The following is a 15,573-nucleotide window of genomic DNA, read 5'->3' on the forward strand; positions in this document are numbered from 1 at the left end:
GGATAGTTTTGTTTGTTAATCCAGCTTCAGGCGCACCGACGCGCCGAAAACCATAAGTGGCTATCAGCCCAGTCGATAACGGAACTTTGCCAACAATCAGTCAGCATATTCCCTCGCCAAAGCAACTTTTCTAGTGTAACCACAGAGCAAGACTAATTTTAAATCTCAATTATTTAATAAATAAAATAAAATAATATGCAAACACTTACACAACTTGAGCACACAAACGATTATTATAGATAACAGCACTAAGCGCACTTTGAAACTGTGCGCTTTTAAGAGCCGCTAAGGCATGATTAAGGAGCAGATGTGTCCGTCTTTAATGCACTCCAACAGCAAGCGTTTAATCTTGCACGTAAAGCATTGCGTATTGGCAGCAATTTCGCACACCCAGTCAGCGACGATCGCGCAGGCGAACCAGGCTACCCAAATGAAGAACAAGAATCTTCAACAAATACTCTACTTTCGCAAAATAAGCGTCTTCCACTCGTAGAAGAGTGGGGCGCAGGAATGCCAACAACCACGTTTATTGACCCAGAAACAGGTTTGCTTACCACAAAAACGGAAAGCGCTGCCCCACTGGACGAAGGCACAAGCATTTACGACTTGTACGCAGACCGTGCTGCACGAATGGGAGACGATCCGCTTTACACTTACAAAGAAAACGATAAGTGGGTTACTAAAACAGCAAATCAGTTCCTTAAAGAAGTTAGGGATGCAGCAAAAGGCTTAATTCACTACGGTTTGCACAAGGGAGACGCTATTGCTCTTATGTGCAAAACGTCGTACGAGTGGGATGTTACAGATGCTGCTGTTATGGCTTGCGGCGGCGTACTCGCCACTATTTACGACACGGATTCTGCAGAGCAGATTCGCAACATTGTTAATAATTCCGACTCGCGTTTCCTTATTGTTGGAACTACAGAAATGCGAGATAAAGCAGACGGCGCTATTGAAGAATGCCCAAGCTTGGAACGTATTATTTGCTTAGAAACCGGCGGATTGGAAGAGCTTAAAGCTTTTGGATCTACCGTTAGCGACGAAGAATTGGACGCGCGCATTGATTCTGTAAAGAAAACAGACTTGTGCTCAATTGTTTACACTTCCGGCTCCACAGCCGCGCCTAAAGGCGTTGAAATGACACACGAGCACTACTGCACAACCGCACTAAACCTGCCAATCTACCTGCCAGATTTGTTAAGCGAAAAAGACGGTTCTGTGCTTCTGTTCCTTCCACAAGCACACTCTTTTGCGCGCGCAATCAACTACATTGTTGTGGCAAGTACATTGCGAATTTACATTGCTCAAGGAATTTCTACTTTAATTTCTGATTTGCAGGTTGCAAAACCTACGGTTATGATTGTTGTTCCTCGAGTTCTTGAAAAAGTTTATAACGCGGCTTCACAGAAGGCCGGTCACGGCGCTAAAGGCTTGGCTTTCCAGGGTGCTGTTGTGACGGCTCAGCAGTATATGAAGGAAGTTCAAGAGTTTGGTGATGCTAAAGCGCTTACCAAGGCTCGCCGAACTGCTTACGATCCGCTTGTTTACCGCCCGCTTCGCCAGGCTCTTGGCGGACGCGCGCACTGGATTGTTGCCGGCGGCGCTCCACTCGACCCTGAACTACTTTCATTCTTCCGCGGCGCAGGAGTTCCAGTGTACGAAGGCTACGGTCTTACTGAAACCACTGCCCCATGCGCGTTTACACCAATTGGAGTTCCTTTCCGAGAAGGCTCTGTTGGAATTGCGTTCCCAGCCTTTACTTTGCGCATTGCAGAAGACGGCGAAGTGCAAATTAAGGGCACATGCGTGTTCCATAAGTACCATAAGAACGACGAAGCAACTGAAACTTCGTTCACCAAAGACGGCTGGTACGCAACAGGCGATTTGGGAAGAATTGACGACGAAGGCATGCTTTATATTACCGGCCGCAAAAAGGATTTGATTATTACGGCTGGCGGTAAAAACGTTGCGCCTGGACCTATTGAAGAGATGATTAAGAGATGCGAGATTGTGTCTCAAGCATTAGTACTTGGAGATAAGCGTCCATTTATTTCCGCACTTGTTACTTTAGACGAGGAGATTTTGCGCAACTGGCTTAAGCTTAAGGGATTAGACGAAACCATGAGCATGAGCGAAGCCGCAAATAATGCTGTTGTGCGCGCCGAAGTACAGAAGTTTGTTGACAGTGCTAACGAGGGCGTGTCTCGCGCAGAATCCGTGCGAAAGTTCATTATTTTGCCAGAAGAGTTTACGCAAGAAAATGGCTTAATGACAGCATCTATGAAGATTATTCGCCCACGTGTTATTAAGCATTACGCAACGCTGCTTAATACGCAGATGTACACTTCGCGAAAGAAGTAAGCGTAAGCGCTCGCAAGAAGCGAACGTTTGCAAGTTTTGTATGTGGATTCGCGTATGTTTAGTGCGACTTGCGCGAATCCATAAATTTTTCTTAATAATCTATGGGTATTTGATAGAATTACCGTGAAAAAACTTGATACCCCCCCCCCGTTGGAGAATAAAATATTTTCTTAGCACAAGTTAAAAGAAAAGCTACATTCACAGCGATGCTGCTTTTCTAAAAAGCTTGGCAAGAGATATGAAAATCTTCTGATTTCCATTAACAATTAAGAGGAGAGGTTAATATGAACGCCAAACTCGCAGTAGCAATCTCATTAGGCGCAAGTTCCCTTGCATTATTCGGCATGGCAAATGTGGCCAATGCTGCAACAGTAACAACTACCGACACTGGCGCAAATCAGCCTGTTGTTAAGCCAAGCACTGAGAATCCGGTAGAAAAAGCTAAAGGCGAAGCTAATAAAGCTATTGAAGATGCTAAAACGCAGAAAGAAACAGTTACTAAGGAAGTCGAGGATGCTGAAAGCGAAGTTACTGATGCTTACAGCAAAGCCACTGATGCTAACAATGAAGTAACTGAAGCTCAGAAAGACTTAGAAAACAAGCAAAAAGAAGCTAAAACAGCTGAAGAACAGCAAAAAGAAGCCGATAAGGAATTAGCTGAAAAGAAGACTGCGGCAGAAAACGCTGACAAAGAGGTTAAAGATACGCAAGCTGCGTTTGATAAAGAAACAGAAAATCAGAAAGCTGCTGAAAATAAGCTGAAAGCAACTCAAGAAGAAAAAGATACAAAAACTACAGAGCTTGGAACTGCAGAAAAAGAAGTTCAAACTAAAACAACAGAACAGACTCAAGCTGGAGAAAAAGTAAAAACTGAACAAGGCAAACTAGATGACGCTAATACCCAGCTTGAAAAGGCTAAGAAAGATAAGGAAACAGCTGAGAATAAAGCTAAAGAATTAGAAAATGATGCAAAGCAAAAAGAGCAGAAACAAAAAGAAGCAGAGCAAGCTGTAACGGATAATGAAAACCAGCAGGAAGAAAAGAACAAAGAAATAAAGCGTTTGCGAGAGCATAAGTCTGCAGACGAAGATCCAAATGTAAAGAAGCTCAAGGGCGAAGCAGAGCAAGCTCATGAAGCTTATACTAAAGCTCAAGGCGAGTTAAATCAAAAAACAAATGACATTGCAAATGATAATAATACAATACAAAGCGAAACTGAAAAGCTAAATAATGCGAAAACTGCTCTTGAGCAAAATGAAGACGGAAAGAAGTTCAAGAACGCCCAAGATAAAGTAGAAGAAGCGCAAAAAGAAGCAAAAGAAGCTGAAGACGCCTATAACAAAGCTAACACCGAGAAACTCGATGCTAATGTTCAAAAAGGTTTCGACGGTTTCCTAGATTACATAATCTCCAAATATAAGAATGATGATTCTGTAAAAGGTAAAGCTATATACGCGGATGCTTTAAGAGCAAAGGATATACTTACTGGAAAAGATGTTGTTATCCCTGACACGGTTACAAAAACTGCAGATGGAGGAGAAATAACACATAAAGGACGCACAATTAAAGCGCCAATGTGGTATAAGGATTTGGTGAAGCTTAAGCGAGTAGGTGGTGCTGATTCCTTAAAGAATTTGCAAGATGCTGAAACGTATTATGAACCTCTTAACGAAGAACGAAGAAAAAACAAACTAAATCCTCTTAATGTGAACCTTAGCATGATTGCTGAGAGTATTGTGAATTCATACTATTCAGGAGCTGTTATTGAACATTCTGCAAACCATGATGATTACAATTCAGCTTCATCTATGAATACTCATCCTTATTTGGATTCGTCCGAAAATCTTGCATGGGGTTCATTCGATAAGTATGATTCTTCCACACGCCTTAAGAGAGAGCACACTAGAAATGATTCTAACAACGTTGGCAACGCAATGGACGGCTGGTATGATGCCGAAAAAGCGATTTATGACAATGCTATAGAAAAAGGAACCTGGTCTAAAGGCGGAGTTACTTACACTCTTACAAACAACGATAAAGAATTCTTAAAAAATCATCGATACGACTTTACGCATCAAACATATAGTTCTGATGCAGTTAACAGTGATTTTGAATTAGCAGTTGGCCATTACCTAAACTTTGTTGATAATAAAATTAATTCTTGCGGTTTTGCTGACAGCAATAATTCCGTCGCATTGAAACAGAGTGGCGAAAATGTTGTTGTATGGCATGGCAGTAAGCAAGAATCACAGCTTAGTGTAAAAGAGTTTACAGAATCTCTAAATGATTACATAACCAATATTACTGGTACGAGAGATTCAGCAAAGAAACTTGAGCCATCAAATGCAGAGAATTTGAAGTCTCTATCTGCAACGATTACTGAGAAAAATAAGAAGCTATTTGACGCTAAGTATGAGCTTCGTAAAGTTCAGTATGATTTGAATATGACTCCTGATGGAGAAAATACTCCTTTGCAAACTAGAGAAAAGGATGATTTACAAGCTCAAAAAACAAAGATAGAAAATGCTAAAAAAGATTTAGATGATAACATAAGCGAGATAGAGAAGTTCGTTCAAGAATATGAAGCAAATCCTAATGGCAATTGGCCACCAGACACAAAAAAGAATTACGAGCATGATGTGAAGTCGTATCTTCCTTGGGCTAAAAACAAGTCCGAAGCTTATGCTGGAGAGATTAGCAGCATTAGCTCTGAACTCGAAGAACTGAACGCAAAAATTGCTTCCTCTAGCGCAAAAGGCAGTGTTGTAACATCTCTTGTAAAAAACATTAAAGACGCAAACACTAAACTTACAACTGCTAAAGCAAAATTAGCTGAAGATACAAAGGCTAAGGAAGAGACAGTTGAGAAGGCTACTGAGCTAAAGAGCGCTTGGGATACTGCTCAGCAGAAATATCAAGAAGCTGAGCAGGCAGCAACTCAAGCATCTCAAGAAGACCAAAAGACTCGCGAGCAGAAGATTCAGAAGCTTCAGAACGACCTTAACGGCTTGATAGCAAAAGCAGTGACTTTGAAGTCACAGGCTGAAACTGCAAAGCAGACTGCTAAAGCAGCTCGAACTGCTGCCAAGGCAAAGCAAGAAAAAGTTGATGACGAACTTACCAAGGCTGTTAACGAAGCTCAAGTAAGGTTTGATACAGCAACTCAGGCTGTTAAAGAAGCCAAGGCAGATAAAGCTAAGGTTGATCAAGAGCTTAAAGCGGCTAATGAGAAGGTAACTAATCTGAAGCAGACGATTCAGACTCTTGAAGCGCAGATTGCAGCTGAGAATCAGAAAGTTACTGAAGCTAATGGCAAAGTTCAAGCTGCTCAGATCGCTCTTGATGGTGCTAAAGATACTCAGAACACAGTAACAGCACAGCTTAAAGCATTGAAAACAAAAGCTAAAAAGGCTGCTGAAAAAGTTGATGAAGAAAAGGCTGCGGTTAAGACTGCAACCGATGCTGTTGTTGAGAAGATTCAACTTGCTCAGACTGCTGTAGCAAATGCTCAAACTAAGGTTGCTGAGGCTCAAAAGATTGTTGAAGCTGCTAAAATCAAGATTGAAAATATAAAGAAGAATCTTGAAACAAAGAAAGCAACTTTAACTGCAACTGTTACAAATGAAGAATCTAAAACACAGCTTAACGCAATCTTCATGTCAGCTACTGGAGAGCTTGACACATTCATACAAAAAACTCTGACAGGAAAAGTTACTGCGCTGCAAAGTACTGCTAAAACGCTTACACAGTCTGCAGCAACACTCGCGACACATCTGCAAACAGTTGCACCAGACTCTGTCACACCACCAGCTCCTGCTCCAGAGCCACCAGTACCACCTGCACCAAAGCCACCGGTTGTTGAACCAAGTCATGAGGGAGAAAGTGACCACGGCAACACTGATAATACTGGTAACCCTGGCAACACTGGCAACACTGAAAACGGTGGTAACACTGGCAACAGTAATGTTCCATTCATTCCACAAACACCACATGTTAGTGTTCCTGCTGTTGATGTTGAACAACAATCTAACGAGTCTGCTTCAACTACCGCAGAAAATCACGCTACAAAGGCTGTTTCCAAGAGTGAAGCTGGAAAGTCTACTAAGGAAGAACGTGCGAATGCAAAGAACACGAAGCACGCTAACCACACTGCTTCTGCAAATGCGGCAGCAACTTCTAACTCTGGCGTAGCACAAAGCAAGAACGCTAAAGATTCTAAGAATGCTGAATCGAAGGAATCTGCAAAGGAAGACTCCGCAAAGCAAGAAACTCAGGATTCTAATAGCAATAGCAGTGATCAAAACAGCACGCCAAACAGCACTCCAAGCAACGAGTCTAAGAATGCTCAAGCAAACAGCAATGCTGCAAAGGCACAAAACAGCTCCAACAACACGCTTACAATTGGCGCGGTTGTGGCAGTTGTGATTGCTGGAATTGTTGCAATCGGCGGAGGTGTGACTTTCGCACGTCACCGTCGCATGTAGTTGAAACTAAATAAAACAAAAACCGCAGTCGAAATTATATCGGCTGCGGTTTTTTATAAGTGCTGTACTGAACAAGCTAATTAAAACACACCAAGCAAATGCGCTAAGAAAAACGCGCGATTCAAAACGCACTAATCAAAATCTGCTTGCTAGAACCCCAAACGCTCAAGCTTTTTAGGGTCGCTCTGCCATCCTTTTGCAACTTTTACATGCAATTCAAGCACGGCTTTCGTGCCAGTAATGCGATTTACAGCCGTGCGCAAACGCTTCTTTACGCGCACTAAATGCTCCGCACGATGACCAATAATAATCGGCTTTTGCGAATCTCGCTCAACATAAACAGACACAAGCACATGCGCTTTGTTGTCTTCGTATTGAGTATCCTCGCCACCGCCAGGATACACAATATCGTCAACTACAACAGCTAAAGAATGAGGCAACTCGTCGTCCAATTCTTCCAAAAACGCACCGCGAATAAGCTCCGAAATCATGCTTTCGGGGCTTTCCTCGCTAAGCTGATCCGCCGGATACATTTGCGGACCTTCCGGCAAGTTTTGAATCAAAACATTCTTAACTTCGTCAACATTGTCGCGTTCCAACGCACTAACCGGCACAATATCCGTAAAATCAGCAAACTGCTGTATCTGAAGCAAATGCTCAACTAATTCACTACGGCTAAGCGTATCGATTTTCGTAACAATACCAATAAGCGGAACCTTCCAAGTCCAATTGCCCTTCTCGTCTTTTTTAGCAAAATCGGAGCGAAGGCGACTTAAGATTCGCCTATCTCCAGGCCCAATCTCCTGGTCTGCTGGAAGCAAGAATGCAATCGCGTCAACATCTGAAAGCGACTCGTCAACAATATCGTTCAAACGCTGGCCAAGAAGCGTACGAGGACGGTGAATACCTGGCGTATCAACAAGCACCATTTGCGCATTATCAGTAGTCACAATGCCGCGGATTGCCTTACGAGTAGTTTCCGGTCGAGATGACGCAATAGCAATTTGCGTACCAATAAGAGCGTTCATAAGCGTAGACTTACCAACGTTCGGCCTGCCAACTACAGCTACGAAACCGGAACGGTAACCGTTAAAATCCGGAGTCGGAATCGTGGCTCTGGTTGAGGAGTCGAGATTTGCAAACATCTCGTCGTCGAAGTCATCAGTGTCGTCGAAGTCATCAGTGTCGTCGAAATCATCGGTATCGTCGAAGTCATCAGTATTGTCAAAGTTGTTAATATTATTCACGTTATTCTTACCATCCAGTTCTTTATTTCAGCATATTCGTTTACTTCAGTAAATTCGTTTGCTTCATATTACTTGCTTGCTTAAGCGCGTTAGTTTGCTTACTTTCCAGCGTTTGTGTGGAAATTTTTTCCGAAAGTTTTTCCGAAATCTTTTCAGATATTTTTTCCGAAAGTTTTACCGCGCTGCTATTTTCAGACTGCTCGTCTTTAGGCTCTTCTAAGCCCTTAACATCGCGCTCAACCAAAATAGTTGAGACTTTCTTTCGTCTACCAGCAGAATCCACAGCAGTTAATTTTAAGCCTCTTGTAACCGCACTAGATCCCACAATCGGCACGTTACCAAGCAGCTTCGTAAGCAAACCAAACACAGTGTCCACATCATCTTCGTCAATATGAACTTCAAAAATATCCTCCAAATCCGCAATCGGCGTTCTAGCAGGCATCTTCCACACGCCATCGCTTACTTCTTCCGGATCCGCATGCTGCGTGCGATCATGCTCATCTTCCAGCTCGCCCACAATCTGCTCAATAGCGTCCTCAATAGTAACCAAGCCTGCAATACCGCCATATTCGTCAACAACTACAGCAACATGTTGACGGATTCGCTGCATTTCGTGGAATAAATCGTCAACCGGCTTGGACTCCGGCACAAGCATAGGATCTCGGCTAATAGTGTCAACAGCCCTCGAAGAAGCTGCAGGATTAAACACGGTAGCTCTTACTGCATCCTTCAAATAAGCAACGCCAACTAAATCGTCAACCGAATCTCCAATAACAGGAACTCTAGAAAATCCGGATCTTGAGCATAATTTCAGGAAATTTTCCAGCGTTTCGTCGCTTTTTACGCAAATCATATCGGTTCGAGGAACCATGATTTCGCGAGTCAAAGTGTCTGAAAGCGTAAGCACATTGCGCATCATTTCCGAAACTTCAGGGTCAAAATCATTCGCTTCAACAAGGCGATCAATACTCGCCTTCGCTTGATCCAGCTGAATATCTTCCAAAGCCTCATCGTCTGAAAGATCAACATTCTTTTTTCTAGAAGTTACGTCCACATCGCTAGCAATATGCACCAGAGGATTAATCGCCATAGCAATAGAAACAATGCGAGAAAGTCTCATCAACTTTGCCACAGGCTGAGCAGCTCCCACAGAACGCGGGCGAACAAGCATAGAAATAACAGCAACAATCACCGAAACCACAACGCCAACAACCAAAGTAAGCCACATTGGAGCGCCGAAAAACGCCGAAACCGCAGCAATAATAACGCCGTCAAACACATTGCACAGAACGCGCACAAAAGCGCATGCGCTAGAAGTTGCATAACGGTCTGAAATAAGCTTTTTTACACGATGAATTCTTGCGATTCTACGCATACGCACTATTGCGCTTGTGTCATCATCGTGAGTTTGCGCTTCAATCATAAGATTGTTTAAGCTAGCTCGCGTAACCCTAGGCACTGCCCCTTCTGCAGCTGCCATTGCAAGAGACAGCCACACAAGAAGAATTGCAAGCAAAAGCAAAACGGCTAATCCTAGCCACACGTGCAACGGAAGTTCCGGTAACGATATATTTGTAAAAAATGCTTTAATATCTTCCATAATTATGCTCTTACATCTTACAACTGCTTGTTTATGCTTGTTTATGCTTACTTCTGCTTATTTATGCTTACTTGCTTTTGTTATTTTTGCTGCCTTTTGAATCATGCTCAGCATCGTAACGTTCAAGCTCGTTCACAGCTCCTTCCGGAAGAGTAGCGTCATACAATTCCCCAGAACGTGCAGCGAAGAAAGTAAGCAAAAGCTGACGCTGCAAACCAAACATTTGCTTTTCTTCTTCCGGATTTGTGTGATCGTAACCAAGCAAATGCAGTATGCCGTGAATGGTTAAAAGCATCATCTCTTCCATTGTGCTATGCCCCGCCGCGAGCGCCTGCTGCTGAGCCACCCAAGGGCAAATCACCAAGTCTCCAAGCATGCCCTCGGAAACTTTTTCATCGCTTCCAGGAGTAAGCTCGTCCATTGGAAAACTCATAACATCTGTTGGACCTTCAAGGTTCATCCAGCGCTCGTGAAGGCAGGCAATTGGCTCAGGATCAACGAAAGTAATTGATAAATCTGACTGCGTGCTGACTTTCATCTGCTGCAACACCCACATGCCAAGATCGGAGAAGATTTTAGCGTCGATTCGCCACACGGTTTCGTTCATGACTTCAATGCTCATGATTATTTGTTATTCCTCTCGAAGTTTATTTTTTCAAGTGTTGCTAGTTTAGATTTTGCACGATCGCGCAATTTTGTAGAAGCAAGCTACTTTGTAAAAGCACGCGACTTTATAAGATTGCGCTATTTTGTAAGCTTTACAAGCTGCCTTCCACAAGCTTTTCGCCAGTAAGCACATGTGCATGAACATGGAATACTGTTTGACCAGCTGCAAGACCAGTGTTAAAAACAAGCCTGTAGTCTCCATTAAACGCGTCGTTAGCAATATTTTGCGCAACTTCAGCAATATGAGCTAAAGTTTCAGAAGCTTTACTAGCAAGCTCAGCAACATTCTTATAGTGATTGCGCGGCACAATCAGCACATGCACTTTTGCCTGCGGATTAATATCCTTAAAAGCGACTACCGAATCATCTTCATAAACGCGCGTGCTTGGAATTTCGCCTGCAATAATCTTGCAAAAAATGCAGTCTGGATCAGTATGGCTCGCAGCACCGTTCATAGTTGCATCGCTCATGGTTTCTCCCCTATTTTTTATTACGAAATAAAATTCATGCCAAAAGCCAAAAGCAATCGGCATACCACATACTATTTTACACAAACTTGCGCATTTTATTTATGATTTTTTCACTATTCGTAGCGGCCTAAAGCGCGCGAAAGAAGCGAAAGTGCCACAGGGCCTGCAGTGGAAGCACGCAAAATATTGCTACCCAAAACGCAGCTTTTAGCACCAGCGTCAACAAACATCGAAACCTCGTCGTCACTAATTCCGCCTTCTGGACCAACAAGCACGTAAACAGTGCGCTCCTTGCCATCATCCAGGCAGCGCTCTGTAAGAGTGTTTACAGCTTGCTCGATTTGGCTCCAGCAGTCGGTTGCATCCTGATGCAATACCACTACTAGGTTTCCGTAAACGCACGCACGTCTACATATTGCAACAATCTGCTTACTGGACACGCATTCTTGAAGCTCCGGCATAAAAGCTCTTCGAGACTGCTCTGTAGCAGCCTGCAACACCTGATTCCAACGCTTATCCGTGCGACCAGGCTTCCACTTTGCTATTGAGCGGTCAGCGCACCAAGGAATCACTTCATCTACGCCAATTTGCGTAGCCATGTCAATTGCTTGCTCATCGTGGCCAGTTTTTGCTAAAGCCTGCACAAGCGCAAGACGCGTAGTGCGACGCGCTTCTCGAGTGAACGCATCGACGCGAACTAAACCATTTTCAGCATCCGTAACAGTTGCGTGAATTCGCAAGCCTTTGCCGTCAGAAAGTTGCAAAGAGTCACCCTCTAACAAGCGCATAGCGGATATTGCGTGGCGTTTTACGCTGGAAGGAAGCGTAAGAGTCCATCCTTCCTCAATCCCATCTGCAAGCACAGGAGCATTATCGTGGTCAGTATCTAGCAAAAATAAAGCGTCAGTCATAATCTAAAGCCTAACGTGAGGATGCGCCAAGTACTAAAAATATTTCTGTGCAAGTATTGTGGCAAACTAGAACAGTACGTACTGGAGGTTGCAATGAGTAATGAGCTTGGTGATAACACTGCGCTTGTTACTTTGCGTATTTCCCGCTTTGCGCCGTGCGAAGAAACGCAAAATCCGCAAGACGCTACTAAACTCGTGCGAAAACGTAACGAAAGTCCATTTGCTCGAAAAAAGCGTAGCAATCCTTTTGCAAAAGTAGATTCTGCACAAAAGGAAGATAGCGCTGCTGAATCTTCCGTTCCTTCTATAAAACGCATTCAAGGCAAGCATTGGGTTCAAGATTACGTTTTGCGCGTTCGCTCAACGGATACTATTCTTAGCTGCTTGCTAACTATTAAGCGCACAATCGACCCTACTTTGGCTTTTCGCTACTCTTGTGGCCACGGAGTTTGCGGATCGGATGCTGCAAACGTAAACGGCATGCCAACTTTACTTTGCAGCGCAACAATAGGCGCGAACGCTCGTCCAGAAATCACAAATAACGTGCAATCTCGCGGATTTAGAAAAACCGGAACTTCAAGTAGCGGCGAAAGCTCAGCAAAATCGCCAATTCTACAAAAAGAATCTACGCAGACTGTAGCTCAAAAAAATGGAAGTTTCGGTATTATCGAACTTGCACCTCTTGCTGGATTTGCAGTTCATCGCGATCTTATTTGCGACCTTTCACCTATGGTTTCGCAAATAAAACGTTTAGAGCCTTATTTACAAGCAGCAGACGTTTCTGTGCGAAATGCCGAAGGAAAACTTAAGCTTATTGAGTTTTTGCAGCATCCTGAACAGTTACAAAAGTTTGAGCTTTTAAGTAACTGCATTATGTGCGGTGCGTGCGAAGGAATATGCCCAATCTACGCCGGCGGTGAGGCTTTTATTGGGCCTGCTGCTTTGATTAACGCGGCTCGTTTTATTTACGACTCTAGAGACAATGCAACAGAGCGTCGATTAGATTTGATTGACGGCAGCGACGGAATTAGTGCATGCCAGTCGGTTCGTGCGTGCTCAAGGCAGTGTCCGCGCGGAATTGACGTCGGCGAAGAAATTTGGCAACTTACAACACTAGTGAATGAGCGCAAAAACTCTTAGATTATTCAATTCCAGACGCTATGCGCACTGCTTCTAGCGGATCGTCCGTAACAGCAAACAAATGCGGGTCAAGAGACGAAATTAATCCACGAGAAGTAACAGTTGACTGCAGCCAGTTAATCAAGCCCTTCCAATACTCAGTTCCAAACAGCACAACCGGCACGCGCGCAACCTTATGCGTTTGCACAAGAGTTAGAGCTTCAAACATTTCGTCCATTGTGCCAAATCCGCCAGGACACACAATAATTCCGGAAGAATACTTCATAAACATTGTTTTTCTAACGAAGAAGTATCTAAACTGCATTCCGAGATTAATCCACTTATTCAAACCCTGCTCGTGCGGAAGCTCAATACCCAAACCAACCGAAGTGCCACCAGCTTCTGCAGCACCGCGATTAGCAGCCTCCATAATGCCAGGGCCGCCGCCTGTAATAACAGCAAAACCGCGTTTTACAAGCTCCTTGCCCATAGTTAGCGCGTCCACATATTCCGGCTCGCCCTCTTTTATGCGCGCAGAGCCAAAAACGCTAACAGCAGGCCCTAATCCAGCAAGAGCGTCAAAACCGTCAACAAATTCGGCCTGAATTCGAAGCGCGCGCCAAGGGTCTGCACTTCGCCAATCCCACTTGTTATCTCGGTCTGCGCCAACGCCTGCTGCAATCTGTTGAGTTCTATCTTTGCGAAGAAGCGTTTCGGTTGTGCTTTCTTTAGGAATCATAGATCCGCGCATAAGAACCGAACCGCGATGATACGTATTAGACCAAGGTGGAACTTCTGAAGAATAATCTTCCTGACTATTATTCATAACTACTCCCAAAAATAATCCTAAAAATAATCACAAAAGCTAATACAAAAGTTAATACTAAAAGTTAATCTTCAATATCGTCCAATTCTTCTTCCATATGCTTTGATTGCATAGAAAGCAAGAATCCCGAAACACCAGCCGCAACAATAGAAGCAACAAGAACACCAAAACGTGCCTCTGCAGACAAATCTGCGTCCGAATATGCAAGAGAAGCAATAAGTAGCGAAACTGTGAAACCAATACCGCACGCACAAGCAGTCGGAAGCAAATCAACTACACGCAAAGAGTCCGGAACTTTTAAGCCAAGTAAGCGCTTTGAAATCCAAGCAGTTACCATAATTCCCAAAGGTTTTCCAACAACCAGAGCAATAGTAATAGCAATAAGAATTGGAGACAAGAACAGCTCCCAAGTTAGCGTTTCAAAATGCACGCCGGTTGCAAAAAGCGCAAAAATAGGTAACGCTACTAAAGCAGATACAGGCTGAATTTTTTCGCGATAACGCTCAGCTCGCAAAGTTTTTTCTCCGTGAACTAGATGCGCAGGAGTGAGCAATCCTACCATTACGCCAGCTAAAGTTGGGTGCACTCCAGCTTCATACATCATTACCCATGCCACAACACCAACTAGCGCTACAAGAGGCCACGGAACATGTTTAAGACGCACTAAAGTAGTCCAAATAAGACCACACACAACAACGCCAACAAACCAGTACCACGCGTTTAGTGAAGAGAAGAACACTGCAATAAGCGCAATTCCAAGCAAATCGTCAACAGTTGCAAGAGTCATCAAAAACGCGCGCAAAGCATGAGGCAAAGTTTTAGCAAATAAAGCTAATACTGCAAGCGAAAAAGCAATATCAGTTGCAGTTGGGATCGCCCAACCAGCACGAACCATGTCTAACGAAGGTAAAGCGCCGGATGTAAGACGCATAATCTCCTGACCGGCGTGAAGCTCCGAAAATACGGTTACTGTTGCCACAAAAAGCAAAGGCGGAGCAACCATGCCACCAACTGCGCAAATCATTGGCATTGCAGCAGCACGAGGATCAGAAAGAGAACCAGCAATAAGCTCGTGCTTTAAATCTAAGCCAACAGAAAGGAAGAAAATAGTAAGCACGCCGTCTTGAACCCAATGGCTAATCGACATGTGAATATTAGTAAACGGAATACCAATATGAGTATGCGAAACAGCTTCAAATACTGGCGCGGTTAAAGGAATGTTTGCAAGCAATAAGCCAGTAAGAGCAAAACCAAGCATAATTAAGCCAGAAATTCGCTCATTATTTGCTATATTGCGTACTATTATCCAGCTGCGTCGTATCATTTTGTAAATATTTCCTCCCAAAGTTATGCAAAACACATTAATTTTGCAGCACTTTTTAGTATAGCGGAAAGGGATAAACCAAGTAGCTGAGATAAAAAAAAAACGCGAGGCAAATGCTTCGCGTTTTGTTCGTGCGCCAGACAGGATTCGAACCTGCAACCTTCTGATCCGTAGTCAGATGCTCTAATCCGTTGGGCTACTGGCGCATGTTTTCCGTCCACAAGAACAACGCTCTCGTTTTCGGCAACTTGACTAATATACAACCATCACCAACAAAACACAAACCCCGGCGTGTCGACCGGGGTTTGCTTATCTTCTACAAAAAACTACTCGCGATGCTCAAGCACTTTATCTACAAGACCGTAAGATTTAGCTTCTGGAGCAGTTAAGATTGTATCCACCTCAATATCTTTGCGAATACGCTCAACATCTTGACCGGTATGCTTAGCAAGAGTATTTTCTAACCATTCTCGCAATCGAAGCATTTCCTTAGCCTGAATCTCAATTTCAGTAGCCTTACCAAAATCTTGACCCATTGCAGGCTGATGAATAAGCACGCGCGCAT

10 protein-coding genes, 1 tRNA gene and 1 pseudogene are annotated in these 15,573 nt (G+C 43.7%); 3 read left to right on the forward strand and 9 right to left on the reverse strand.

Annotated elements, in window-relative coordinates; all coding sequences use genetic code 11:
• Positions 1–309 precede the first annotated feature (309 nt).
• The gene (locus tag ACJV7B_RS04450; RefSeq protein ID WP_004135148.1) at positions 310–2,361 is read left to right on the forward strand and encodes an AMP-dependent synthetase/ligase; all 2,052 of its coding nucleotides are present in this window, start codon (positions 310–312) and stop codon (positions 2,359–2,361) included.
• Positions 2,362–2,645: 284 nt separating this feature from the next.
• Complete coding sequence (locus ACJV7B_RS04455) at positions 2,646–6,845, forward strand: hypothetical protein (protein ID WP_419389057.1); 4,200 nt, start codon at positions 2,646–2,648, stop codon at positions 6,843–6,845.
• Between the two features lie 149 nt (positions 6,846–6,994).
• Here ACJV7B_RS04455 and era read toward each other — a convergent pair whose 3' ends face one another.
• The 5 genes from era to ACJV7B_RS04480 form a co-directional block, all read right to left on the reverse strand.
• A complete protein-coding gene (gene era / locus ACJV7B_RS04460; RefSeq protein WP_419389093.1) occupies positions 6,995–7,990 on the reverse strand; it encodes a GTPase Era in 996 nt (331 codons plus the stop codon).
• 142 nt (positions 7,991–8,132) lie between these two features.
• Positions 8,133–9,692 carry a hemolysin family protein gene (locus ACJV7B_RS04465; RefSeq protein ID WP_119521218.1) on the reverse strand — a complete coding sequence of 520 codons (1,560 nt, stop codon included), beginning with the start codon at positions 9,690–9,692 and terminating at the stop codon, positions 8,133–8,135.
• 67 nt (positions 9,693–9,759) lie between these two features.
• Positions 9,760–10,314 (reverse strand): rRNA maturation RNase YbeY, encoded by a 555-nt coding sequence (gene ybeY / locus ACJV7B_RS04470; RefSeq protein WP_004135153.1) that lies wholly within the window; start codon positions 10,312–10,314, stop codon positions 9,760–9,762.
• A 136-nt stretch (positions 10,315–10,450) separates the two neighbouring features.
• Complete coding sequence (locus tag ACJV7B_RS04475; protein ID WP_419389058.1) at positions 10,451–10,828, reverse strand: histidine triad nucleotide-binding protein; 378 nt, start codon at positions 10,826–10,828, stop codon at positions 10,451–10,453.
• 113 nt (positions 10,829–10,941) lie between these two features.
• Positions 10,942–11,739, reverse strand: coding sequence for a 16S rRNA (uracil(1498)-N(3))-methyltransferase (locus tag ACJV7B_RS04480; protein WP_102694700.1), 798 nt, complete (start codon positions 11,737–11,739; stop codon positions 10,942–10,944).
• Positions 11,740–11,832: 93 nt separating this feature from the next.
• Here ACJV7B_RS04480 and ACJV7B_RS04485 point away from each other — a divergent pair, with 93 nt between their 5' ends.
• A complete protein-coding gene (locus ACJV7B_RS04485) occupies positions 11,833–12,879 on the forward strand; it encodes a succinate dehydrogenase/fumarate reductase iron-sulfur subunit (protein ID WP_004137357.1) in 1,047 nt (348 codons plus the stop codon).
• Between the two features lies 1 nt (position 12,880).
• Here the strand turns inward: ACJV7B_RS04485 and ACJV7B_RS04490 are convergent, their stop codons facing one another.
• The 4 genes and pseudogenes from ACJV7B_RS04490 to ACJV7B_RS04505 form a co-directional block, all read right to left on the reverse strand.
• Positions 12,881–13,684, reverse strand: a complete 804-nt coding sequence (locus ACJV7B_RS04490; RefSeq protein ID WP_004137359.1) for an LOG family protein — start codon at positions 13,682–13,684, stop codon at positions 12,881–12,883.
• Positions 13,685–13,769: 85 nt separating this feature from the next.
• A pseudogene (locus ACJV7B_RS04495) lies at positions 13,770–15,008 on the reverse strand (Na+/H+ antiporter NhaA); the annotation flags it as partial.
• A 132-nt stretch (positions 15,009–15,140) separates the two neighbouring features.
• Positions 15,141–15,214: transfer RNA gene (locus ACJV7B_RS04500), tRNA-Arg, on the reverse strand.
• A 120-nt stretch (positions 15,215–15,334) separates the two neighbouring features.
• On the reverse strand, positions 15,335–15,573 hold a 239-nt coding region (locus tag ACJV7B_RS04505), incomplete at its 5' end, for an ATP-dependent Clp protease proteolytic subunit (protein WP_419389059.1).

This window comes from Gardnerella bretellae, from assembly GCF_048545135.1.
Lineage (GTDB): Bacteria > Actinomycetota > Actinomycetes > Actinomycetales > Bifidobacteriaceae > Bifidobacterium > Bifidobacterium greenwoodii.